Here is a 22,755-nt window from a genome sequence, read left to right as displayed (position 1 = left end):
TTTCAGAATTCGTTTCGCTGGCAATTTTATATTGGCTTTGAAAGAGATGTCTCACCTTTATTGCCATTTACAGCAATTTAAGAGCATCCCCACGGGCAAGGCGCTAAAAGCCGCTACGCTTAAATGAGCAATTACCCCGAAGGAGCTGTTATGAAAGACATTAACGAAGAAAAAATTGGCGAGAACAATGAAGAACTTGAGATTGAAAGTGAGGAGAAAGACCGGGGAGAAGAGATAGAAGTCGATGAAGATCGCCTGCCGTCACGCGCCATGGCTATTCATGAGCATATTCGCCAGGACGGGGAAAAAGAGATGGAGCGCGACGCGATGGCCCTGCTGTGGTCAGCCATTGCAGCCGGTCTGTCAATGGGCGCCTCTTTGCTCGCCAAAGGGATATTTCACGTTCAGCTGGAAGGCGTACCGGGCGGGTTTTTGCTGGAAAATTTAGGCTACACGTTCGGCTTTATTATCGTCATTATGGCGAGACAGCAGCTTTTTACGGAGAATACCGTCACTGCCGTACTGCCCGTCATGCAAAATCCGACCCTCGGTAATTTCGGTTTACTGATGCGCCTGTGGAGCGTCGTGCTGCTGGGGAACCTCATCGGTACGGGTATAGCCGCCTGGGCGTTCGAGTATATGCCAATATTTGATGAACCGACCCGCGACGCATTTGTGAAAATTGGCATGGATGTGATGAAAAACACGCCGGTTGAAATGTTCTCTAATGCTATAATTTCCGGCTGGATCATCGCCACTATGGTGTGGATGTTCCCCTCAGCGGGCAGCGCGAAAATCGTGGTGATTATCCTGATGACCTGGCTTATCGCACTCGCCGATACCACGCACATTGTTGTCGGAACCGTTGAAATCCTTTATCTGGTATTTAACGGCACACTCCACTGGAGCGACTTTTTCTGGCCGTTCGCCCTGCCAACCCTCGCAGGCAACATTTGTGGCGGGACCTTTATCTTTGCGCTGTTGAGCCATGCGCAAATCCGTAACGACATGTCCAACAAGCGTAAGGCCGAGCTTAAGGCTCAGGAAAAAAAGGATAAAACTGCCGAAAAATCGGCGTGAACGGTGACTCTTTGACCAGTCAGGCGGCAATGCGCTTAACGAAAAGTGTAAATAACGCTATACTCTTGCCGCTTCGTCCCCTTAGTTAAATGGATATAACGAGCCCCTCCTAAGGGCTAGTTGCAGGTTCGATTCCTGCAGGGGACACTTCTGTCTTTCCTTACGCCCCCTTCCAAAGCTCCACGCAGTTTCGGCCACGCCGTTTCGCGCCGTATAAGGCTTCATCCGCCGCCTGAATCAATCGCTCGTAATCGGGATGCCCGTTGAACATCGCCACGCCTATCGAGAGGGAGAGCGGGATAATATCGCCGGTTGGGGAGTTAACCTTGATTTTTTCCACCCGCCTGCGGATACGCTCGGCGATTCGCAGCGCGTCCACCTCTGAGATTTCCGTTAGCACAATCAGAAATTCATCGCCGCCGTAGCGAAAAACGTAATCACAGGTTCGCACGTTGTCGTAGAACGCGCCGGAGACTTTTCGCAGGATCTCGTCCCCGGTATTGTGCCCCCAGGTATCGTTGATTTGTTTAAATTTGTCGACGTCAATCAGCAGCGTCGAGAGCTTTGTTCCCGCCCGGGTGGCGTGCAGGATTTCGCGTTTGAAGATGGTTGGCAGGAAACGGCGATTCAACAGGCGGGTCAGGACATCAACCCCCACCTCGTGTCGCGACACTTCGTCAAACAGTTCGCGCAAAAGCGTGATGATTTGCGAGAGCGTATTACGCATTCGCTGCAAGAATTTATCCCGCTGCGCTTTATCACTCAGACCCTGCCCTGAAAGACGGACCTCGTTAAAAAGGTCATCGAATTCCTGAATCAGACGAGAGATATGACCAGCCTCAGCGATCCCGCTGAAATAGTGCCGACCTTTATGGCTAAACCACAGTCCAAATTCAGACTGCCCCAGCGGCAGACTGTTGCCGATACTGGAATTAAGCGTGATCTTATACAGAAGCACCATTTCCCATGACAGCAGCGCCGCGGTCTGTCTCTCCTTCTCCTCTTCTGCGTTCTCCATTAAGGAAAAGATGCGGTAATTTTCGTCCTCTTTCGCCGCATTGTTCTCGCTAAATACATAGGCCCGCGACATCACTTCCATGGCCAGATCGATACTGTTAATCGCGTAGTGATAAATATGCAGCTTCACCTCAGGCGAATGGGCGCTGGTAGTAATGACAGGTAACAGCAGCTTTTTCAGAACACGGAAGCCCATTTCAACTAAATCAACCGAAATACCAATACGGGCATGAACATCCGCAGCGCGCTGCTGCGCCCGCATCTGCTCTTCAACCTGCTCCACACGGCATGAGAGCACATCAATAAGCCAGCGACGAAGCGCCTCCTGAAGCTGCCTCTCCACCTGTTCGGTGGTCAGGAATTCAGCTGCCGACGGATCTGCCAGCACAACACGATAGAATTCAGCGACCAGGGGCGTTGCGTTGTCCCTGGCAAGCTCAGTCGCAAGCCGATGCACATCGGGATCGGTTTCATTAATTAGCTTCACCCACTCTTCTTTCACCGTTTGCAGGTAGGTTTCCATGGTCTGCACCTTCAGGAGGCATGCGGGAACGCAGATTTAACAATAGCAAAATCAAACCACTCCGCAATTGCCGCTTTTTTAAACAAAAACGAGTGATAGCTCATAATGTATAACGGTGCTACATTATGCCGCCCACCCAAGTCAGCAATGGCCAGGCAACGTCGTAAAGAACGGTAAAGCCTGCAACCATGACCTCGTCCTACGGTCTTAATGGCACGTGGTATCGCGAAGTCTGCGCTACCTTCACAGGCTTTACATAGGTTCCACTATTTTGTCTCAATCCAAATTTCAGCGGGCGTTTCTGCACCCGCGCTACTGGTTTACGTGGTTTGGCCTTGGCGTACTTTGGCTGCTGGTTCAACTTCCTTATCCCGTGATCCGTTTCCTGGGTTCGAAGCTCGGCAGCGCATCGCGTCACTTCCTTAAGCGTCGTGAGTCCATTGCCCGAAAAAATCTCGAACTTTGCTTTCCGCATTACAATGCGCAGCAGCGCGAAACGCTGATTGCGGAAAACTTTAAATCTATCGGTATGGCGCTGCTTGAAACCGGTATGGCCTGGTTCTGGCCAGACGAGCGTGTCCGTAAATGGTTTGACGTGGAAGGTCTGGATAACCTGAAACGTGCCCAGATGCAAAACCGCGGCGTGATGGTTGTGGGTGTGCATTTTATGTCGCTTGAGCTGGGTGGCCGCGTTATGGGCCTTTGTCAGCCGATGATGGCAACCTATCGCCCGCATAACAGCGCGCTGATGGAATGGGTACAAACGCGGGGCCGCATGCGTTCAAATAAGGCGATGATCAGCCGTAACAATTTGCGCGGTATGGTTGGCGCCCTGAAAAAAGGTGAAGCAGTCTGGTTTGCCCCGGATCAGGACTACGGTCCTAAAGGCAGCAGCTTTGCCCCTTTCTTTGCGGTTAAAGATGTCGCTACGACGAACGGTACCTTTGTGATTTCACGTCTCTCAGGCGCCGCGATGTTGACGGTGACCATGGTCAGAAAAGCGGATAAGTCAGGCTATCGTCTGCATATCTCCCCAGAGATGGCGAACTATCCTGAAGATGAGAGTGAAGCCGCGACCTTTATCAATAAGGTGATTGAGTTTGAGATTATGCGTGCGCCTGAGCAGTATCTGTGGATGCACCGCCGCTTTAAAACCCGTCCCCTGGGCGAAGCCTCACTTTATATCTGACCCCTTTCGAAGGTTAGTTTCGCTAAGAAACTAACCTTTTCAAACACCTGTAATCACAGTGCGTAACGGCTTTTATCGACCGTCGCTCAACAGGCATTTATTGCGTACCGAAATCAAACTGTCGCCGTTCCACGACACTCGTAAGTGTCGGAAATTATTTAAAAAAATGCCTCTTGTCACTCCTGAAATTTAGGCGTACATTAGCGCCGTCTGGCGACAGGAAAGCACAGAATTCAGAGCTGAAGTTAGCGACGTAACGGGATAATTCCGATTTCCCCTTTCGCATGATTTCAACTCTCTATACTCAGTTGGACTCTGTTTTTTTAATGCGTACCGGAAGATACGCGGAGCGATGAAACGTGAAATATTTCTTTATGGGCATTTCGGTTATTGTTTTAGTTTGGGCCGGAACGTTTGCTCTGATGATCTAGTTAAGAAAATGCAGTCAAAAAAACAGGCGCCGTTGGCGCCTGTTTTTTTTGGGGTCTGTTACGACTCGGGTTGTTCCGCAACGCTCTTCGCTGCAAGCAGGCCATCCGCACGGAACATGCTTTTAATGCCCCGCACTGCCTGACGAATACGGTCGCTGTTTTCAATCAGCGCGAAACGCACATGCGTGTCACCGTAGTCACCAAAGCCAATGCCTGGAGAGACGCAAACCTTCGCATCCTGAAGCAGTTTTTTGGCAAATTCCAGAGAACCCATCGCCGCATACGGCTCGGGGATTTTCGCCCAGACGTACATGGAGGCTTTAGGCATTTCCACCATCCAGCCTGCTTCATGAAGCCCTTTTACCAGCACATCACGACGGCGTTTGTACTGAGCGGCAATATCGAGCACGCACTGCTGATCCCCTTCCAGCGCCGCGATGGCCGCGACCTGTAACGGCGTAAAGGTGCCATAGTCATGGTAGCTTTTAATACGCGCCAGGGCACTCACCAGCGTTTTGTTTCCCACCATAAAACCAATTCGCCAGCCCGCCATGTTGTAGCTTTTCGACAGGGTGAAAAACTCAACCGCCACATCACGGGCACCCGGTACCTGCATAATTGACGGCGCTTTCCAGCCATCATAAACGATATCGGCGTAGGCGAGATCGTGTACCACCAGCACGTCGTAACGCTTAGCCAGCGCGACCACTTTCTCGAAGAATTCGAGTTCAACGCATTGTGCCGTTGGGTTTGACGGGAAACCGAGGATCATCATTTTCGGCTTCGGATAGCTTTCACGAATCGCCCGTTCCAGCTCGTTAAAGAAGTCGACGCCTTCCACCAGCGGGACAGAACGCACCTGCGCCCCGGCAATCACCGCCCCATAGATGTGAATCGGGTAGCTCGGATTCGGCACCAGTACGGTATCGCCGTGATCCAGCGTCGCCAGCATCAGGTGGGCCAGCCCCTCTTTGGAGCCAATGGTCACAATCGCTTCATTTTCAGGATCGATATCGACCTGATAACGATCCTGATACCAGCGGGAGATCGCCCGACGTAAGCGTGGAATGCCGCGTGAGGTGGAATACCCATGGGTATCGGGACGCTGGGCAACCGTGCAGAGTTTCTCAACAATGTGCGGCGGCGTTGGGCCGTCAGGGTTACCCATACTGAAATCGATAATGTCTTCGCCGCGCCGACGCGCAGCCATTTTCAGTTCAGCAGTGATATTGAAAACATAAGGGGGGAGACGATCGATACGCGTAAAACGGCGTTCAGGACTGAATTCAGCCATAGATTCCTCAGAGTCACGTTAGCGCCCGGACCGTCCGAGCGACGCTGCCACCCGTGTGGCATGCTTAGAAAATAACCTGAAGAAAAAGACGCTGTCGAGAGGATAACGGCAAAACAATATTTTGCGCTAAAACGGGAATGCGATTGCAGTGAAAAGCGGAACTCCTATCGCGAACAGGCAGTTTTAAGCTCTACAATTTAACACAATATTTTCAGTATCGTTACTTGACGTTTCTCCCCAAACGGAAAAGCGCCGGCTTTTAGTCAAAAGCCAGCAATCCCCTTTGAGAATTATGGTTTTCCCCATTTGATAAATCTGATGGATAGCTGGTCATCAGGCCCTATGTTTTCTATCATAGATTTTTCCCGTTTTCCCAGGCCTGACCGTGCACGAAATCTTCAATATGCTCCTCGCGGTGTTCGACCGCGCGGCATTAATGCTGATCTGTCTCTTTTTCCTTATCCGCATCCGCTTGTTCCGCGAACTGTTGCATAAATCTGCCCATTCGCCAAAAGAGCTGCTGGCCGTCACGTTTATCTTTTCGATGTTTGCCCTGTTCAGCACCTGGTCCGGGGTGCCGGTAGAAGGCTCGCTGGTGAACGTGCGCATCATCGCCGTCATGTCGGGCGGGATCCTCTTTGGTCCCTGGGTCGGGATTATCACAGGCATTATCGCTGGCACCCATCGATACCTGATTGATATTGGCGGCGTGACGGCAGTTCCCTGCTTTATCACCAGCATTATTGCCGGGCTGCTCTCGGGCTGGATTAACCGCAAAATCCCGAAAAAGCAGCACTGGCGTGCGGGGATTATCGCGGGGATGGTCTGCGAAACGCTGACCATGATCCTGGTCATCGTCTGGGCGCCAACCGTTGCGCTGGGGCTGGATATCGTCTCGAAGATCGGTATTCCGATGATCCTCGGGAGCGTCTGTATCGGTTTTATCGTGCTGCTGGTGCAAAGCGTGGAAGGTGAAAAAGAGGCCAGCGCCGCGCGTCAGGCCAAGCTGGCGCTGGATATCGCCAACAAGACGCTGCCGCTTTTCCGGCACGTTAACGCCGAATCTTTACGTCAGGTTTGCGATATCATCCGCCGTGATATTCATGCCGATGCGGTCGCTATCACCAATATTGATCACGTGCTGGCTTACGTTGGCGTCGGTGAGCACAATTATCGCGACAGCGACGACACCATCAGCCCAACCACCAGACAGGCGATTAACTACGGAAAAATCATCATTAAAAACAATGACGAAGCCCACCGGACGCCAGAGATCCACTCAATGCTGGTGATCCCGCTGTGGGAAAAAGGCGTGGTCACGGGGACGCTGAAAATTTACTACTGTCATGCGCACCAAATCACCTCCTCGCTCCAGGAGATGGCGATTGGCCTGTCGCAGATCATCTCCACTCAACTAGAGGTTTCGCGTGCAGAGCAGCTGCGAGAGATGGCAAATAAGGCAGAGCTGCGCGCCCTGCAAAGCAAGATCAATCCCCATTTTCTGTTTAACGCGCTGAACGCTATCTCCTCTTCCATCCGTCTGAATCCGGACACCGCGCGGCAGCTGATATTTAATCTGTCGCGCTATCTTCGCTACAACATTGAGCTAAAAGACGACGAGCAGATCGACATCAAAAAAGAGCTGTATCAAATCAAGGATTACATCGCGATCGAGCAGGCTCGCTTTGGCGATAAGCTGACGGTCATTTACGATATTGATGAAGAGGTCAACTGCGTGATCCCAAGCCTGCTGATCCAGCCTCTGGTGGAAAACGCCATTGTTCACGGTATTCAGCCGTGTAAAGGCAAAGGCGTGGTAACAATTAGCGTAACGGAAAGCGGTAACCGCGTGCGTATCGCCGTGCGCGATACCGGGCACGGCATCGATCCGAAAGTTATCGAACGCGTCAAATCAAACGAAATGCCGGGCAACAAGATCGGACTGCTGAATGTGCATCACCGGGTCAAACTGCTGTACGGTGACGGGCTGCATATTCACCGCCTTGAGCCGGGCACCGAAATTGCCTTTTATGTTCCGAATGAGCGAACGCCCGTGAATGCCCCCATATCCTTGTTGCCGTAGGCCGGAGTAACAGATGAAAGTCATCATCGTAGAAGATGAATTTCTGGCTCAACAGGAGTTGAGCTGGCTTATCAAAACCCACAGCCAGATGGAGATTGTTGGCTGTTTTGAGGATGGTCTGGACGTGCTGAAATTTTTACAGCATAACCGGGTCGACGCGATATTCCTCGATATTAATATTCCGTCGCTGGACGGCGTCCTGCTGGCGCAAAATATCAATCAGTTCGCCCACAAGCCGTTTATTGTGTTTGTCACCGCGTGGAAAGAGCATGCCGTGGAGGCCTTCGAGCTTGAGGCGTTTGACTATATTCTAAAGCCGTACCAGGAGTCGCGTATTATCAGCATGCTGCATAAGCTGGAAGCCGCGTGGCAGCAGCAGTCCTTACCCGCCAGTGCCAGCCCGGCAGCGCGGGAAAACGACACGATTAATCTGGTGAAGGACGAACGGATCATCGTCACGCCTGTCGACGATATTTACTATGCCGAAGCGCATGAAAAAATGACATTTGTCTATACGCGGCGTGAATCCTACGTCATGGCGATGAACATCACCGAATTCTGCAATAAACTCCCGGCCGCCCACTTCTTCCGCTGCCACCGCTCGTTCTGCGTCAACCTGAACAAGATCCGCGAAATCGAACCCTGGTTTAACAACACCTATATATTGCGGCTGAAGGATCTGGATTTTCAGGTGCCGGTAAGCCGCAGCAGAGTGAAAGAGTTCCGCCAGCTCATGCACCTGTAGCACGTTCCCTCTCCCGCAGGAGAGGGAAATGAGCGTCAGAGGATCTGACCAAGAACCTGACGCAGATGCGCGCCGGATCCCAGTAAGCCTGGGTTGTCGTGGACAATCAGGTAAACAGGAATGTCCTGGACATAGCTCCTGAAGCGGCCTTTGTCTTCGAAGCCGCCACGGAAGCCGGAGGCGGTAAAGAAATCGAGGAAGCGCGGCACGATCCCGCCCGCAATATAGACCCCGCCAAAGGTGCCAAGGTTCAGCGCCAGGTTGCCGCCAAAACGCCCCATGATGACGCAGAACAGCGACAAAGCACGGCGGCAGTCAATACAGCTGTCGGCCAGCGCGCGTTCGGTCACATCTTTCGGTTGCAGATTTTCCGGCAGACGACCGTCTGATTTGACAATCGCCCGATACAGGTTCACCAGACCCGGACCAGAAAGCACCCGCTCGGCCGACACGTGACCAATCTCGGCGCGTAGCTCCTCAAGAATAATGCCCTCTTCTTCGCTGTTCGGCGCAAAATCCACGTGACCGCCCTCGCCCGGCAGGCTGACCCAGCGTTTGTCGACGTGGACCAGGTGCGCCACCCCCAGACCGGTTCCCGCGCCGTAAACGGCAATCGGTTTGCCTTCAACCGGGGCCGTACCGCCGAACTGAATCAGATGCTCTGGTTTAAGCATTGGGATAGCCATGGAAACCGCAGTGAAGTCGTTGATAATTTCAAGGTGCGAGAAGCCGAGGTTTTTCCGCATTTCGGCAATTGAGAAGGCCCACGTGTGGTTGGTCATCGCCACCCAGTCGCCGGTGATCGGACAGGCGATGGCGATACAACCGTCTTCAACGCTCACTTTATGCTCTTCCAGATAGACGCGAACCACCGCTTCCAGGCTTGGGTAATCCAGCCCTGAATAGGTTTTCGCCTGAGAAATTTCACCGCTGTTCACATCGCACAGGGCAAGGCGCGCGTTGGTGCCGCCTACATCACCTACCAAAGCATACTTTGTCATTCTTCTACTGCTCCGCTAAAGTCAGAATAAATCTTTGGGACACTGTAAATTCAAGGCGTGATAACAACAACGACCAGAAGGTGACTGCCCATGGATTATCGATCTTCGTCACATAATAACTTTACCGTTTCAGCACCTTTTGCACTATTGCCACAATGCTGATTGTGCAAAGTAACGTTAAGCCGTTTTGTACAAGGAAATCATCATGCTCCATCCGCGAGCCAAAACCATGCTGTTATTGGCTGTCCCGGCGCTGATTATTGGCGTGGCGTCGAGCCTGGTGCTCATCGTCGTCATGAAAGTGGCGGCGGTGCTGCAAACGATTTTATGGACCGCGCTTCCGGTAAAACTCGGCATCAGCAGTGACTCGCCGGGCTGGATCATGGTGATGCTGACCCTGACCGGGATTGCCGTAGGGCTGGTGATCCGCTATAGCCCGGGCCATGCCGGGCCGGACCCGGCACTGGAACCCTTGATTGGCGCGCCTGTCTCTCCCTCGGCTCTGCCGGGGCTTATCATCGCGCTGATAATCGGTCTTGCGGGCGGCGTAAGCCTCGGGCCTGAACATCCCATTATGGCGGTGAATATCGCGCTGGCGGTCTTTCTGGGGGCGCGTCTTTTCCCGCGCGTTGGCGCGCTGGACTGGACGATCATGGCCTCCGCTGGCACCATCGGGGCGCTGTTTGGCACTCCGGTCGCGGCTGCGCTCATTTTTTCGCAAACGCTCAGCAGTGATCATGAGGTGCCGCTTTGGGATAAACTCTTCGCGCCGCTAATGGCCGCCGCTGCGGGAGCCCTCACCACCAGCCTGTTTTTCCATCCCCATTTTTCACTCTCCATTCCCCACTACGGCCAGATGCAACTCACCGATATTTTCAGCGGCGCCGTCGTCGTCGCGATCGCCATTGCGTTGGGGATGGTCGCGGTGTGGTGTCTTCCTCGCCTGCATCGCCTGATGCACAGGCTGAAGCATCCGGTGCTGATTCTGGGCATGGGGGGTTTTATTCTGGGCGTTTTAGGCGCTATCGGCGGGACGGTTACGCTGTTTAAGGGTCTGGACGAGATGCAGCAGCTGGCCTTCAGCCAGGTCTTCAGCGTCTCAGATTATCTGCTGTTCGCGCTGGTGAAACTGGCGGCGCTGGTGGTCGCGGCGGCCTGTGGTTTCCGGGGAGGTCGTATCTTCCCGGCGGTATTTGTTGGCGTCGCGCTGGGGCTGATGCTGCATGAGCACGTTGACGCTGTCCCTGCGGCGATTACCGTCTCCTGCTCCATTCTGGGGCTGGTACTGGTGGTCACGCGCGATGCGTGGCTGAGCCTGTTTATGGCGGCCGTTGTCGTGCCGGATACCACGCTTCTGCCGCTGCTCTGTATCGTGATGTTGCCCGCCTGGCTCCTGCTGGCGGGCAAACCGATGCTGATGGCATGGCGAAACGACAGGTAATCAGGAGTTATTGCGCGCCTCCAGCGCTTTGGTCAGCGCGCTCAGCAGCGGCGGAATATCGGCTTTCGGCAGCATGACCTCGATCAGCGAAAGCCGCTCATGGTGTGCCACTTTATCCAGCACCTCCGCCAGCGCTTCCGCTTCGCTGACGCGCCAGCACTCTGCCTGAGGCGCCAGGCTCAGCGCCTGCGGTATCTGCGTCCAGTTCCAGAGGGCAATATCGTTATAGCGCTGCTCCGGCCCGTGGATGGCCCTTTCCACCGTGTATCCTTCGTTGTTAAGCACCAGAATAATCGGGCGCTGCTTGTCGCGCAGCATGGATCCCAGCTCCTGAATGGTCAACTGCGCGGCGCCGTCGCCCGTCAGGACAATCACGCGTCGATTCGGACACGCCGTTTGCGCGCCAAACGCCGCCGCCAGCGTGTAGCCAATCGATCCCCACAGCGGCTGGACGATAAAGTTCACGTCCGCCGGTAAACGCAGATCGATAGCGCCGAAAGCAGACGTCCCCTGGTCAGCCAGAATAATGTCTCCGGGGCGAATAAACGTTTGCAGGGTGCGCCAGAAGCTCTCCTGAGTCAGCGCCCCTTCAATAGTCGGGAACGAAAAGCCGCTGTGATCCGATGGCGCTCGCGTATCACGAACATAGGTTTTACACAGCGCTGTCAGCGTTTCAATGGCCTCCCTCATCGGGATACCCGTAAACCAGACGTCGCCGACGCGGGACGCGTGAGGCTGAACCTCTATCGTCTGGTCTGGCGTAAGCTGGTGGGTAAATCCGGCAGTGAGCGTATCGGTAAAGCGCGTGCCAATGCACAGCACCGTATCAGCACCCTCGATGGCCTCTTTGACCGGCGCGGCGCTCGCCGATCCGCTGTAGGTGTCGTAAAAACCGCTCTGTCGTTCGTCAAAAATGCCCTTGCCCATCAGCATGGTGGCGTGTGCCATCGGCACCTCTTTCACCCAAGTCTGAAGGGCCGCGCGCAGACCGTGGCGGAGTACCAGGAAGTCAGCTAACAGCGCGGTGCGTTTGCTCGTAGACAAGCGCTTTTCGGCAGCCTCACGGAACGCCTGCAAGCAGGCTGAATCGGCCGGTGCGGGGTTAACAGTGAGAGCGCTTACAGGAGGTGTAGCGGCTTTTTTCGCCACATCGGCGGGCAGCATCAGATAGCCCGGACGGCGCTCCCGCAGCATGGTGGTCAGGACTCTGTCAATTTCATAGCAGGCGTTTTGTTCCGTAAGCACCGCCTGCGCAACGGTGATGGGTTCGCTCATATGATAGAAGTGGCGGAACTCGCCGTCGCCCAACGTATGGTGCAGTAACTCTCCTCGCTGCTGCGCCGCCATACCCGGGGCCCCTACAATATGGAGGACGGGAACATGTTCGGCAAAGCTGCCCGCCACACCGTTCATGGCGCTTAACTCCCCAACGCCGAATGTCGTCAGGAGTGCGGCAAAGCCCTTACAGCGGGCATAGCCGTCTGCGGCGTAGGACGCGTTCAGTTCGTTGGCACAGCCCACCCAGCAGATGTCCGGGCTGTCTATCACGTGATCGAGAAATTGCAGGTTATAGTCGCCCGGCACGCCAAACAGATGATCGGCACCACAATCTGTTAGTCGGTCCAGCAGGTAATCGGCGACGCAATAGGGGGTACGCATATTATAAGTGTCCTTCTGACGTTGACCTCACTCTGAGTATTAAATAAGCGTGAAGCGTGTCCAGAATTGACGACAATCAGGGGCTGGAAAGAATGCTTTACGAAAAAAGCTGCGCTATGCTCATTTTCTTCAGATTAGTGTAAACGTATACACGGATGTTTCTTTCCAGCGCCAGAGGTCTCACAAATGGGTTATCAGCCTGACAAAAATCGTTATCAGACAATGCAATATCGCCGCTGTGGGCAAAGCGGTCTTAAGCTTCCCGCCATCTCGCTGGGGCTGTGGCATAATTTTGGCGACGCGACGTTGCTCGAAAACAGCCGTCAACTTTTACAGCGTGCTTTCAATTTGGGTATTACGCATTTTGACCTTGCCAATAATTACGGCCCGCCTCCTGGTTCGGCCGAACGTAATTTTGGGCGCATTTTGCTGGAGGATTTCCTGCCCTGGCGCGATGAGCTGATCATCTCCACTAAAGCGGGCTACACCATGTGGGACGGGCCTTATGGTGACTGGGGCTCGCGTAAATATCTGATCGCAAGCCTGGACCAGAGCCTCAAGCGTATGTGGCTGGAGTATGTCGATATCTTCTATCACCACCGCCCGGATCCACACACGCCGCTACGTGAAACCATGAAAGCGCTTGACCATGTGGTGCGTCAGGGCAAAGCGCTGTACATCGGTCTGTCCAACTACCCGGCAGAAATGGCACGGCAGGCGATTGAAATAATGGAGGATCTGGGCACGCCATGTTTGATCCACCAGCCGAAGTACTCCATGTTTGAACGTGCGCCTGAAGAGGGGTTGCTGGACGTGTTGCAGCAAAAAGGGGTGGGATGTATCCCCTTCTCTCCCCTGGCGGGCGGACAGTTGACCGATCGCTATCTGAACGGCATCCCAGCGGATTCTCGCGCAGCAAGCGGCAGTAAGTTCCTTAATCCGGAACAGATCACCGACAAAAAGCTGGAAAAGGTACGTAAGCTGAATGCGCTGGCGGAAAAACGGGGGCAAAAGCTGTCGCAAATGGCACTGGCCTGGATCCTGCGCCACGATGCGGTGACATCCGTGCTCATCGGCGCAAGCAAGACCGGACAAATTGATGATGCAGCAGGCGTGCTTGAAAATTGTCGGTTCACGGCAGAAGAGCTCAAGACGATAGATACGATCCTGTCCAGTTCAGATTAAAAACACTTTTAGCAAAAAGTGCTCTCGTTCATGATTTAGGAGTTGAGGCGATGAAACGAATGTTTACCAACTCGTAAAATTGCGTTAACAGGTCGCACAGCGGCCCCGATCGTGAAGGAGAAGAGTATGTTCAGGTCACTGATTCTTGCAGCGGTATTACTGGCTTCGGCCCCGCTGGTCGCCAATGCGGGCGAAATCACCCTGTTGCCATCGATTAAATTACAAATTGGCGATCGTGATGACTACGGCAGATACTGGGACGGTGGCTACTGGCGCGACCGTGACTACTGGCATCGCCATTATGAATGGCGTCAAAACCGCTGGTGGAAACACGATAACGGCTATCACCGTGGCTGGGATAAGCGTAAGGCTTACGAACGCGGCTACCGCGAAGGCTGGAAAGATCGTGACGACCGCCGTGGCGGCTGGGGTCACGGAAAAGGCAGAGGCCACGGTCACGGCCATCACCATTAACAACAAAAAGGAGCCTTCCGGCTCCTTTTTCTTTTACAGGCCTGCGGCTGTGCCTATCAGCAACCACAAGTTTAACGCCACCACCACGACCACAATGGCCCACCCGGCGCGTTTCACCCACGTCGAATTCACCAGATCGCCCATCAGTGATTTGTTGCTGGTGAAGATCAGCAGCGGCACCAGCGCCAGCGCAATCCCGAAACTCAGCAGCACCTGACTCATCACCAGAATGCGGGTCGGATCCAGTCCCATCAGGATCACAACAAAGGAAGGCAGCATCGTGACCGAGCGGCGAACCCACAGCGGAATATGGAAACGTACGAACCCCTGCATCACCACCTGCCCGGCCAGTGTCCCCACAACCGTAGATGAAAGGCCCGCAGCAACCAGGCTTAAACCAAAAATAGTGGCAGCGGCATGACTCAGCAACGGCTCCAGCGTCAGGTAAGCCTGGTCAAGATCGGCAACCCCGGTATGCCCGTTAAAGTGGAACGCGGCGGCGGCGGTGGCCATCATCGCCAGATTCACAAATCCGGCAATGGTCATCGCGATAGCCACATCCCATTTCGAGGCGGAGTAGCGCTCTTTACTCGTCCCGCCATGCAGATTCTGGGTTAATGAAGAGTGTAGATAAATGACGTGCGGCATAATTGTCGCCCCCAGCACCCCGGCAGCCAGAAAAACGGCTTCAGAAGTAGGTAACGACGGGATCACCATCCCTTTCGTCAGCTGCGCCAGATTCGGCTGGGAGAAAATCAGCTCAACAATATAGGCGGCAGCGACGAACAGCAGCAGGCCGCCGATGACTTTCTCCAGCGGTTTTTGCCCCCGCCGCTGGAGCATCAGAATCAGGAAAGTGGCGATCCCGGTCAGCACGGCCCCCTGAAGCAGAGAGACGCCCAGAATAAGCTTAAAGCCGATCGCCGCCCCGATAAACTCGGCGAGATCGGTGGCCATGGCGATAATTTCCGCCTGAACCCAGTAAAACCAAACTGCCGGACGTGGATAATGATCGCGGATTTGCTCCGCCAGGTTTTTTCCGGTAGCAATACCCAGCTTCGCGGAGAGCATCTGAATCAGCATCGCCATCAGATTGGCCCAGACCACAACCCACAGCAGTTTATAGCCGAAACTGGCCCCGGCCTGAATGTTGGTCGCAAAATTACCCGGATCGATGTAGCCAATCGCGGCAATGAATGCCGGTCCCATTAATGCGAGCCGCAGCTTGCGTGCCGCTCTGCCGCTGCTACTCTCTACGCGAATATTCGTCATTTCTGCCTCTGGAAATATAGCCTTTGCTATGTTTTATGCTATCAAAATGAGAATGATTATCAAGTTCATTTGAAATGGTTAACATGATTTCTCTGATAGCCAGGAACGATAGACAGGCAGGTGGAGCAAGGTCACAGAATGTGAAAATGCGCAGACATTTGTGAAGCGTAGCACACAAACTTAACTTTTCACTCATTTACCTAACATAACAAAAATGTATTGTTGATCACTATTTTTGAGACTCGTCACAGGATGTAACTATAGTGTGGGCTTGATCTCGTTTTCTTTGTGCTTGTTACATAGAATGTGCACGGAAATTAAACCTGCCTCATATTTGGAGCAAATATGGACCGCGTCCTTCATTTTGTCCTGGCACTTGTTGTCGTTACTGCACTTGCATTGCTGGTCAGCACAGACCGCAAAAAAATTCGTATTCGCTATGTTGTCCAGCTGCTGGTCATTGAAGTTTTACTTGCGTGGTTCTTCCTGAACTCCAACGTAGGCCTCGGCTTCGTGAAAGGCTTCTCCGAAATGTTCGAAAAACTGCTCGGATTTGCCAACGAAGGGACAAACTTCGTCTTTGGCAGCATGAACGATCAGGGTCTGGCCTTCTTCTTCCTGAAGGTACTCTGCCCTATCGTCTTCATCTCTGCCCTGATCGGTATCCTTCAGCACATCCGCGTTCTGCCGGTGGTTATCCGTGCGATCGGCTTCCTGTTATCGAAAGTTAACGGCATGGGTAAACTGGAATCCTTTAACGCAGTCAGCTCACTGATCCTCGGTCAGTCTGAGAACTTCATTGCGTATAAAGATATCCTCGGCAAGATGTCCCGTAACCGCATGTACACCATGGCGGCGACAGCAATGTCTACCGTTTCCATGTCTATCGTGGGCGCGTATATGACTATGCTGGAACCTAAATACGTGGTTGCGGCCCTGGTTCTGAATATGTTCAGCACCTTTATCGTTCTTTCGCTGATTAACCCGTACCGCGTGGATGCCAGCGAAGAGAACATTCAGATGTCTAACCTGCACGAGGGACAGAGCTTCTTCGAAATGCTGGGTGAATACATTCTGGCGGGTTTCAAGGTTGCAATTATCGTTGCCGCGATGCTGATTGGCTTTATCGCGCTGATCGCTGCGCTGAACGCCCTGTTTGCGGCCGTACTCGGTATCTCCTTCCAGGGCATTCTGGGCTATATCTTCTACCCGGTTGCCTGGGTGATGGGTGTACCGGCTCACGAAGCGTTGCAGGTGGGCAGCATCATGGCAACGAAACTGGTATCCAACGAATTCGTGGCGATGATGGATCTCCAGAAGATTGCCAGCACACTCTCCCCACGTGCGGAAGGGATCCTGTCCGTCTTCCTGGTCTCCTTCGCGAACTTCTCTTCCATCGGTATCATCGCTGGCGCGATTAAAGGCCTGAACGAAGAGCAGGGTAACGTGGTTTCTCGCTTTGGCCTGAAGCTGGTTTACGGTTCAACGCTGGTGAGCGTCCTGTCTGCCTCTATTGCAGCACTGGTTCTGTAATTCATACCGCGTAATAAAAACCGGGAGTCCTCGCTCCCGGTTTTTTTATGCTTCCAGCGCCGCCAGAGGCTGGGGTTTACCAATCAAATAGCCCTGCAAATAATCTACGCCAAATCGCAACAACATCTCGCGTTGTTCAGCCGTTTCCACATATTCAGCCACCACACACAGCGATTTCGTTTTTGCCATGTTGCAAATGGACTGCACGATCATCGCATCCATGCTGTCGGTGCAGATATCTTTCACGAAGCAACCATCGATCTTAATGATATCGGCCTCCAGCCGCTTCAGGCGCTCAAAGTTGGCATAGCCGGTACCAAAGTCGTCTATGGCAATGCGGAAGCCGTAATCACGCAGCTGCTGGATATTTTTGATGCTGCTTCCCGAGTCTGAGAAAGCCTGTTCCTCGGTGATCTCAATGATGATATTTTGCGGCGCGATAGCGTAGCGTTCAAAAAGCGCGATGATCTCAGCCGCAATCTCATTTTGCATCAGCGTCAGCGGCATCAGATTAACGGAGAAGCGCGTTCCTGCACGTCCGGACGGATGGCTGCGCATCCACATCAGCAATTTTTCCAACACGTTCAGGTCAAACCGGTGACTCAGGTTGAACTGAGCAATCAGCGGAATAAAGCGGTCAGGGGTGATGATCTCGCCATCGCTTTCCAGCCTGGAGAGGATTTCAAAGTACCCTTCCCCGCGCGCGTTGTGAATTGGCTGGGCGTAAAGGTGAAGACCGCCGATATCAAGGGCGCGTTTTATGCGGGCCAGCATTAGCACCCTGTCCGTCGTCTGACCAGAGACATCATCCAGACTGTTGGTTAACGCCAGAACGTTATGCCCGCCACAGGATTGCTCGGACAGCCAGCTCAGCTGACCCAGCGTGTGGTGCAGGCTTTCCCCATCCGGTACTTCGCCCCAGGAGGCGCCAAACTCAATGTCGAGCTCAGTCTTGTTCCAGACAATCTTACGGCTGTTCAGATGATCAACCATATATTGCAGACGTTCAGCCGTGCCCGGCCCCAACAAGACCACCACCAGCTCACTGCCTGGCAACTGAAAGAGCTTCTCGTCTTTTTGCAATAACGGTTGCAGCGACGCGGTGATCATCTTTTTACAGTGTACACGCATGAGGATGCCGTAATGACGGCTCAGAAATTCCAGATTATCCAGGCGCAGGCAGCAGATTTTGGCTTCGGGATGGTGCTGTAAAAACACTTCCAGCGCACGAATGTTAGGCAGACCGGTGAGCGGATCGGTAAGCGCCCTCTCCTGCCACCCCTGTTTCAGCCATTCACTTTTCTGATAGATCCGCGACATGTAAAGCAGGCAGATGGCGAAAGAGATCAGTACCGACAAGATAAAGGAGAGCGAGTGGCCCGATTCAACGCCATTAAGAAAATTATAATTGTAGGTCAACAGCATGAGCGCCGAGGCCGCCCAGAGTAAAGAGATGAGCGCATAGCTCAGACGACCAATCCCCAGGGTAAAAAGAATAAAAACGATTGGCATCAAATAACCAGCAATAAACTGTGACTCGAAAGGCGCGCACAAAATAGCGATCATCGAGACCAACAGCATCAGCCACACAACGATAATTAACACTTTTTTGTGACAAAAGAGGGGCTTCACGCTTCGCCGCCAGAATGTTCGGGCATACCGGGGATTAATTATCATTCTTAACGGGTAGTAGAACATCATGGTGAAAATCAGGGCGGCACAAATCAGGCTTTGAATATCGATAACGTTATAAATTGCAGAGCCTTCGCCGAAATAGGAGGAGATTGTCACCGGAAAATCAAATAAATATCCCGCCAGATACATCGATAATTTGATGCCTACAGGAACCACAAATCCGAGCCAGAAAATACGTATACCGATGTACTTATTCGGGATGCTGTGTCGCCAGCGTTTGCCCAGCATCAGACGGATGACGCCACAGGCAGCGAAGACGGCAAACGTCTGACAAATTAATAACACGGAAGATTGTAGTAATGCTAAATCAAAGTAATAAATGTTAGTAACGCTAAATCCAATCAGTAAAGGAATGATTGCCCGACGTCCAAATAACAATACGATGGCGAGCATGGCGCTTAAGGGCAACCACGCTAAATAAACATCATTTTCGTTGACGATAGCGCGCGGGGAGATATAACGGGAAAAGGGGATCGTAATCAGGCTTAACGCCAGGACAATCATAAATATTTTTACATTATTGTAAATTTTTCTATTCATTAATCCGTGTGATCTATTTAACCATCGTCTTATTGACCGGATGGATAATAGGTTTATTAATTGCACGAATCAAGTTCAGGTCTATTTATAGACTTGTTTATTGATTTGGATTGAGGTGATGTATAGAAAACGACATTGCTGGCAACAAAAAGAGTCTAAACATTTTACAAGATATAAAAAAACCCCCGTCTTGCGACGAGGGTTTAAATTTTGGTGGAGCTAAGCGGGATCGAACCGCTGACCTCTTGCATGCCATGCAAGCGCTCTCCCAGCTGAGCTATAGCCCCACATGTTACTTTACCTACCGCACTCTGTTGGGTTCAGAGTTTGGTGGAGCTAAGCGGGATCGAACCGCTGACCTCCTGCATGCCATGCAGGCGCTCTCCCAGCTGAGCTATAGCCCCGTCGTAAAGCTGTCATGTTGACGGGCGGCATAATATGAATTCCGCCGCAGAGTGTCAACGGCAAATTCAACCTCCGCCTTTCAACCGCCGAAAAATCATGCAAATGAATCACTTTGCGAGCCTGCTCGCAGCCAGGAGTTAAGCTTGTCACGTTTTCACGTAAAACGGTGCTATAAAATGAACCACTAATTAACCCCACAGATATTCAGGAAATTGTATGATCAAGGAACGAATGACGCCAGAAGAGATAGCCCTGCTGACTGGCTATAGCCGACAGACCATCAATAAATGGGTACGCAAAGAGGGTTGGATTACATCGCCAAAGCCAGGCGTTCAGGGTGGCAAGGCGCGTCTGGTACACGTCAATGAAAAAGTGCGCGACTTTATTCGCAGCGCGCGCAGGGCAACAGAGACGCCGGAACTGCCAGATACGTACCACGAGGGCTCGCTTCATGCCCTGCTCCTGACGCTGGCGAATGAAATGACGCCGGAAGAGCAAAAGCAGATGACATCGCTGTTACTGCGGGAAGGGATTACCGGCTTGTTACAACGTTTAGGGATTCGCGACCAACGCTGATATGAAAAGATTACGCAGCAAAATGACCACGGAAGAGCTGGCGGACAGTCTGGGCGTAGCCCGACAAACCGTTAATCGCTGGATACGACAGAAGGGATGGAAAACGGAAGGTATCAACGGTGTAAAAGGCGGAAGAGCGAGGGTGATATGTATTGATGCGCACGTTAAGGAGCACATCATTAGCCTTCCTGCCATTCGTAACCGTCGGGCTGTTTACCATGTGGCGGAAAGCCCTTCCCATTACGGCGTGGCAACCTCATCCAGCCTGCTTCCACAAATTATCGACTCGCTGGAAAACATGACGACTGTCGAACAGGAACGTTTGCACAAGTTGCTCGCTCGTGAAGGGTTGCAGGGTTTTCTCACGCGTCTTGGTATTGCTGAATAACAGGCATAAAAAAACGGCAGGTTACCCTGCCGTTTTTTGTATTACACGAGCATTACTGCTGGCTTTCGCGCTCAGCAATAAAGTCCAGCGCTTTGTTGATACGCGCAACGCTACGTGATTTGCCGATGGCATGAACGGTCACGTCCAGCGCCGGAGACTGGCCTGCCCCCGTCACCGCAACGCGCAGCGGCATACCGACTTTACCCATGCCAATTTCCAGCTCATCAGCGGTAGCCTGAATCGCGTGGTGAACATTTTCCGCAGTCCATTCGGTAATGGCTTCGAGTTTGTCACGCACCACTTCCAGCGGCTGACGCGCAACCGGACGCAGGTGTTTCTTGGCCGCGTCGGCGTCGAACGCGTCAAACTCTTCATAGAAGTAACGGCAGCTTTCAGCAATTTCTTTCAGCGTTTTGCAACGCTCGCCAAGCAGCTTCACCAGATCCGCCAGTTCAGGGCCCGTACGGGTATCGATGTTTGCCTGTTCAATGTGCCATTGCAGATAAGTCGCTACATATTCTGGCTGCATGGTATTGATGTAGTGATGGTTCAGCCACAGCAGTTTGTCAGTGTTGAACGCGCTGGCTGATTTGCTCACCGAGTTCAGAGAGAACAGCTCGATCATCTCTTCGCGGCTGAAGATCTCCTGGTCACCATGAGCCCAGCCCAGACGCACCAGGTAGTTCAGCAGCGCTTCCGGCAGATAGCCGTCATCACGGTACTGCATCACGCTCACCGCGCCATGACGTTTGGACAGCTTTTTACCGTCGTCACCGTTGATCATTGATACGTGCGCATACACCGGTACAGGCGCGTTCAGCGCTTTCAGAATGTTGATCTGACGCGGGGTGTTATTGATATGGTCTTCACCACGGATCACGTGAGTGATTTCCATATCCCAGTCGTCCACAACTACGCAGAAGTTATAGGTTGGCGATCCGTCAGTACGACGAATGATGAGGTCATCCAGCTCCTGGTTGCTGAATTCGATCGGACCACGGATCTGGTCATCAAAGATAACAGAGCCATCCTGCGGGTTAGCAAAACGCACTACGCAAGGCTCATCAGCAGCATGCTCGCTGTGGTCATGGCGGCAACGACCGTCATAACGCGGTTTTTCGCCTTTTGCCATTTGCTCTTCGCGCAGCGCATCCAGACGCTCCCTGGAGCAGTAACACTTATAGGCCGTGCCTGCCACCAGCATCTCGTCAATTACGGCGTTATAGCGGTCAAAACGTTTGGTCTGGAAGTATGGGCCTTCGTCCCACGCCAGATTCAGCCAGTTCATCCCATCCATAATGGCTTCAATTGCTTCCGGCGTTGAGCGCTCCAGATCGGTGTCTTCAATACGCAGCACAAACTCACCGTTGTTGTGACGTGCGAAAAGCCAGGAGTAGAGAGCGGTACGTGCACCACCGACATGCAGATAGCCTGTCGGGCTCGGCGCGAAGCGAGTTTTGATTTTCATGAAATGGCCTTACGTTATAAAGATGCCGGTAATCGGCAAATTCCGGGAAGAAAACAATGGGCAATATTCTATCACTGTGGGCCGATTCCTCAATGTCGATCACTTTATCCGGTTCGAGATTGCTGTTTTTGTTTATAAATCATGCGCCACAGTCCGTTTTGCGATCGTTTTGACTAATTTTACGACGAACGAATAAAAACTTTAGAAAATGCGTTGACTCATTTTCAACTCTCCCTATAATGCGACTCCACACAGCGGGGGTGATTAGCTCAGTTGGTAGAGCATCTCCTTTACACGGAGGGGGTCGGCGGTTCGAGCCCGTCATCACCCACCATCTACTTCGGTAGACTCGCAGTGTAGATAAGAATTGAGATTGGGCGATTAGCTCAGTTGGTAGAGCATCTCCTTTACACGGAGGGGGTCGGCGGTTCGAGCCCGTCATCACCCACCATCTACTTCGGTAGACTCGCAGTGTAGATAAGAATTGAGATTGGGCGATTAGCTCAGTTGGTAGAGCATCTCCTTTACACGGAGGGGGTCGGCGGTTCGAGCCCGTCATCGCCCACCATTCTCACCTTATCGCAGCAGTTCCGAAATGGGCGATTAGCTCAGTTGGTAGAGCATCTCCTTTACACGGAGGGGGTCGGCGGTTCGAGCCCGTCATCGCCCACCATTTCGGGTCGTTAGCTCAGTTGGTAGAGCATCTCCTTTACACGGAGGGGGTCGGCGGTTCGAGCCCGTCATCGCCCACCATTT

The 22,755-nt window shown here is 52.8% G+C and carries 18 protein-coding genes and 8 tRNA genes; 17 read left to right on the top strand and 9 right to left on the bottom strand.

Translation table 11 applies throughout. The features are described 5' to 3' along the window. Window positions 1-150: 150 nt before the first annotated feature. Both ACOTX1_RS00810 and ACOTX1_RS00805 read left to right on the top strand, forming a co-directional pair. Window positions 151-1,080, top strand: a complete 930-nt coding sequence (locus ACOTX1_RS00810) for a formate/nitrite transporter family protein (RefSeq protein ID WP_003861364.1) — start codon at window positions 151-153, stop codon at window positions 1,078-1,080. A gap of 75 nt (window positions 1,081-1,155) precedes the next feature. After that, window positions 1,156-1,227, top strand: a tRNA-Arg gene (locus tag ACOTX1_RS00805). A 13-nt stretch (window positions 1,228-1,240) separates the two neighbouring features. Here ACOTX1_RS00805 and ACOTX1_RS00800 read toward each other — a convergent pair. Then, complete coding sequence (locus ACOTX1_RS00800) at window positions 1,241-2,620, bottom strand: diguanylate cyclase (protein WP_003861362.1); 1,380 nt, start codon at window positions 2,618-2,620, stop codon at window positions 1,241-1,243. 268 nt (window positions 2,621-2,888) lie between these two features. Here ACOTX1_RS00800 and lpxP point away from each other — a divergent pair, with 268 nt between their 5' ends. Both lpxP and ypdK read left to right on the top strand, forming a co-directional pair. Further along, window positions 2,889-3,809 carry a kdo(2)-lipid IV(A) palmitoleoyltransferase gene (lpxP, locus tag ACOTX1_RS00795; RefSeq protein ID WP_086527955.1) on the top strand — a complete coding sequence of 307 codons (921 nt, stop codon included), beginning with the start codon at window positions 2,889-2,891 and terminating at the stop codon, window positions 3,807-3,809. A gap of 359 nt (window positions 3,810-4,168) precedes the next feature. After that, window positions 4,169-4,240, top strand: coding sequence for a membrane protein YpdK (gene ypdK / locus ACOTX1_RS00790; RefSeq protein ID WP_099458937.1), 72 nt, complete (start codon window positions 4,169-4,171; stop codon window positions 4,238-4,240). Window positions 4,241-4,298: 58 nt separating this feature from the next. Here the strand turns inward: ypdK and alaC are convergent, their stop codons facing one another. Then, complete coding sequence (gene alaC, locus ACOTX1_RS00785) at window positions 4,299-5,534, bottom strand: alanine transaminase (protein ID WP_023314600.1); 1,236 nt, start codon at window positions 5,532-5,534, stop codon at window positions 4,299-4,301. A 385-nt stretch (window positions 5,535-5,919) separates the two neighbouring features. Between alaC and ACOTX1_RS00780 the strand changes: the two genes are divergently transcribed. Both ACOTX1_RS00780 and ACOTX1_RS00775 read left to right on the top strand, forming a co-directional pair. After that, complete coding sequence (locus ACOTX1_RS00780; protein ID WP_003861356.1) at window positions 5,920-7,617, top strand: sensor histidine kinase; 1,698 nt, start codon at window positions 5,920-5,922, stop codon at window positions 7,615-7,617. 13 nt (window positions 7,618-7,630) lie between these two features. Beyond that, entirely contained in the window at window positions 7,631-8,362 is a 732-nt protein-coding gene (locus ACOTX1_RS00775) for a LytR/AlgR family response regulator transcription factor (protein ID WP_003861354.1), read from the top strand. A 35-nt stretch (window positions 8,363-8,397) separates the two neighbouring features. On the opposite strand, the gene glk is transcribed toward ACOTX1_RS00775, so the two are convergent. Further along, on the bottom strand, window positions 8,398-9,363 hold the full coding sequence (gene glk / locus ACOTX1_RS00770; protein ID WP_003861352.1) for a glucokinase: 966 nt from the start codon (window positions 9,361-9,363) through the stop codon (window positions 8,398-8,400). Window positions 9,364-9,568: 205 nt separating this feature from the next. Here glk and ACOTX1_RS00765 point away from each other — a divergent pair, with 205 nt between their 5' ends. Then, window positions 9,569-10,804 carry an ion channel protein gene (locus ACOTX1_RS00765; protein ID WP_023314601.1) on the top strand — a complete coding sequence of 412 codons (1,236 nt, stop codon included), beginning with the start codon at window positions 9,569-9,571 and terminating at the stop codon, window positions 10,802-10,804. On the opposite strand, the gene ipdC is transcribed toward ACOTX1_RS00765, so the two are convergent. Next, a complete protein-coding gene (gene ipdC / locus ACOTX1_RS00760; protein ID WP_126497653.1) occupies window positions 10,805-12,463 on the bottom strand; it encodes an indolepyruvate decarboxylase in 1,659 nt (552 codons plus the stop codon). Window positions 12,464-12,649: 186 nt separating this feature from the next. Here ipdC and ACOTX1_RS00755 point away from each other — a divergent pair, with 186 nt between their 5' ends. Continuing rightward, complete coding sequence (locus ACOTX1_RS00755; protein ID WP_023314603.1) at window positions 12,650-13,648, top strand: aldo/keto reductase; 999 nt, start codon at window positions 12,650-12,652, stop codon at window positions 13,646-13,648. A 126-nt stretch (window positions 13,649-13,774) separates the two neighbouring features. Then, window positions 13,775-14,122: a DUF2502 domain-containing protein YpeC gene (gene ypeC, locus ACOTX1_RS00750; RefSeq protein WP_003861345.1), complete on the top strand. Its 348-nt coding sequence runs from the start codon at window positions 13,775-13,777 to the stop codon at window positions 14,120-14,122. Window positions 14,123-14,155: 33 nt separating this feature from the next. On the opposite strand, the gene ACOTX1_RS00745 is transcribed toward ypeC, so the two are convergent. Then, window positions 14,156-15,394, bottom strand: a complete 1,239-nt coding sequence (locus ACOTX1_RS00745) for an Nramp family divalent metal transporter (protein ID WP_023314604.1) — start codon at window positions 15,392-15,394, stop codon at window positions 14,156-14,158. Between the two features lie 345 nt (window positions 15,395-15,739). Here ACOTX1_RS00745 and nupC point away from each other — a divergent pair, with 345 nt between their 5' ends. Further along, window positions 15,740-16,927 carry a nucleoside permease NupC gene (gene nupC, locus ACOTX1_RS00740; RefSeq protein WP_003861341.1) on the top strand — a complete coding sequence of 396 codons (1,188 nt, stop codon included), beginning with the start codon at window positions 15,740-15,742 and terminating at the stop codon, window positions 16,925-16,927. 45 nt (window positions 16,928-16,972) lie between these two features. Here nupC and ACOTX1_RS00735 read toward each other — a convergent pair whose 3' ends face one another. The 3 genes from ACOTX1_RS00735 to ACOTX1_RS00725 form a co-directional block, all read right to left on the bottom strand. Then, window positions 16,973-19,162 carry an EAL domain-containing protein gene (locus ACOTX1_RS00735; RefSeq protein ID WP_032634217.1) on the bottom strand — a complete coding sequence of 730 codons (2,190 nt, stop codon included), beginning with the start codon at window positions 19,160-19,162 and terminating at the stop codon, window positions 16,973-16,975. Window positions 19,163-19,373: 211 nt separating this feature from the next. Continuing rightward, a tRNA-Ala gene (locus ACOTX1_RS00730) sits at window positions 19,374-19,449 on the bottom strand. Between the two features lie 41 nt (window positions 19,450-19,490). Then, window positions 19,491-19,566: transfer RNA gene (locus ACOTX1_RS00725), tRNA-Ala, on the bottom strand. 217 nt (window positions 19,567-19,783) lie between these two features. Here ACOTX1_RS00725 and ACOTX1_RS00720 point away from each other — a divergent pair. After that, the gene (locus ACOTX1_RS00720; protein ID WP_023314606.1) at window positions 19,784-20,143 is read left to right on the top strand and encodes a YfeC-like transcriptional regulator; all 360 of its coding nucleotides are present in this window, start codon (window positions 19,784-19,786) and stop codon (window positions 20,141-20,143) included. Window position 20,144: 1 nt separating this feature from the next. Next, entirely contained in the window at window positions 20,145-20,531 is a 387-nt protein-coding gene (locus ACOTX1_RS00715; RefSeq protein ID WP_017383469.1) for a YfeC-like transcriptional regulator, read from the top strand. 52 nt (window positions 20,532-20,583) lie between these two features. Here the strand turns inward: ACOTX1_RS00715 and gltX are convergent, their stop codons facing one another. Then, window positions 20,584-21,999, bottom strand: a complete 1,416-nt coding sequence (gene gltX / locus ACOTX1_RS00710; protein WP_003861336.1) for a glutamate--tRNA ligase — start codon at window positions 21,997-21,999, stop codon at window positions 20,584-20,586. Between the two features lie 258 nt (window positions 22,000-22,257). Between gltX and ACOTX1_RS00705 the strand changes: the two genes are divergently transcribed. From ACOTX1_RS00705 to ACOTX1_RS00685, 5 genes are all read left to right on the top strand, one after another. Further along, window positions 22,258-22,333, top strand: a tRNA-Val gene (locus tag ACOTX1_RS00705). Between the two features lie 41 nt (window positions 22,334-22,374). Then, window positions 22,375-22,450: transfer RNA gene (locus ACOTX1_RS00700), tRNA-Val, on the top strand. A gap of 41 nt (window positions 22,451-22,491) precedes the next feature. Then, a tRNA-Val gene (locus ACOTX1_RS00695) sits at window positions 22,492-22,567 on the top strand. Window positions 22,568-22,596: 29 nt separating this feature from the next. Then, window positions 22,597-22,672, top strand: a tRNA-Val gene (locus ACOTX1_RS00690). Between the two features lie 4 nt (window positions 22,673-22,676). After that, window positions 22,677-22,752, top strand: a tRNA-Val gene (locus tag ACOTX1_RS00685). Window positions 22,753-22,755 lie beyond the last annotated feature (3 nt).

This window comes from Enterobacter cloacae complex sp. IR5401, assembly GCF_049238425.1.
GTDB lineage: Bacteria > Pseudomonadota > Gammaproteobacteria > Enterobacterales > Enterobacteriaceae > Enterobacter > Enterobacter hormaechei_C.
The sequence above is the reverse complement of the archived record's forward strand: the minus strand, read 5'-3'. Positions and strand labels throughout refer to the sequence as shown.

Bases quoted from the DNA above. Each gene is read 5' to 3' on its own strand.
- ACOTX1_RS00810 (WP_003861364.1), top strand. From the start codon at position 151: ATGAAAGACATTAACGAAGAAAAAATTGGCGAGAACAATGAAGAACTT.
- ACOTX1_RS00800 (WP_003861362.1), bottom strand. From the start codon at position 2,620: ATGGAAACCTACCTGCAAACGGTGAAAGAAGAGTGGGTGAAGCTAATT.
- alaC (WP_023314600.1), bottom strand. From the start codon at position 5,534: ATGGCTGAATTCAGTCCTGAACGCCGTTTTACGCGTATCGATCGTCTC.
- ACOTX1_RS00775 (WP_003861354.1), top strand. From the start codon at position 7,631: ATGAAAGTCATCATCGTAGAAGATGAATTTCTGGCTCAACAGGAGTTG.
- glk (WP_003861352.1), bottom strand. From the start codon at position 9,363: ATGACAAAGTATGCTTTGGTAGGTGATGTAGGCGGCACCAACGCGCGC.
- ACOTX1_RS00765 (WP_023314601.1), top strand. From the start codon at position 9,569: ATGCTCCATCCGCGAGCCAAAACCATGCTGTTATTGGCTGTCCCGGCG.
- ipdC (WP_126497653.1), bottom strand. From the start codon at position 12,463: ATGCGTACCCCCTATTGCGTCGCCGATTACCTGCTGGACCGACTAACA.
- ACOTX1_RS00755 (WP_023314603.1), top strand. From the start codon at position 12,650: ATGGGTTATCAGCCTGACAAAAATCGTTATCAGACAATGCAATATCGC.
- ypeC (WP_003861345.1), top strand. From the start codon at position 13,775: ATGTTCAGGTCACTGATTCTTGCAGCGGTATTACTGGCTTCGGCCCCG.
- ACOTX1_RS00745 (WP_023314604.1), bottom strand. From the start codon at position 15,394: ATGACGAATATTCGCGTAGAGAGTAGCAGCGGCAGAGCGGCACGCAAG.
- nupC (WP_003861341.1), top strand. From the start codon at position 15,740: ATGGACCGCGTCCTTCATTTTGTCCTGGCACTTGTTGTCGTTACTGCA.
- ACOTX1_RS00735 (WP_032634217.1), bottom strand. From the start codon at position 19,162: ATGAATAGAAAAATTTACAATAATGTAAAAATATTTATGATTGTCCTG.
- ACOTX1_RS00720 (WP_023314606.1), top strand. From the start codon at position 19,784: ATGATCAAGGAACGAATGACGCCAGAAGAGATAGCCCTGCTGACTGGC.
- ACOTX1_RS00715 (WP_017383469.1), top strand. From the start codon at position 20,145: ATGAAAAGATTACGCAGCAAAATGACCACGGAAGAGCTGGCGGACAGT.
- gltX (WP_003861336.1), bottom strand. From the start codon at position 21,999: ATGAAAATCAAAACTCGCTTCGCGCCGAGCCCGACAGGCTATCTGCAT.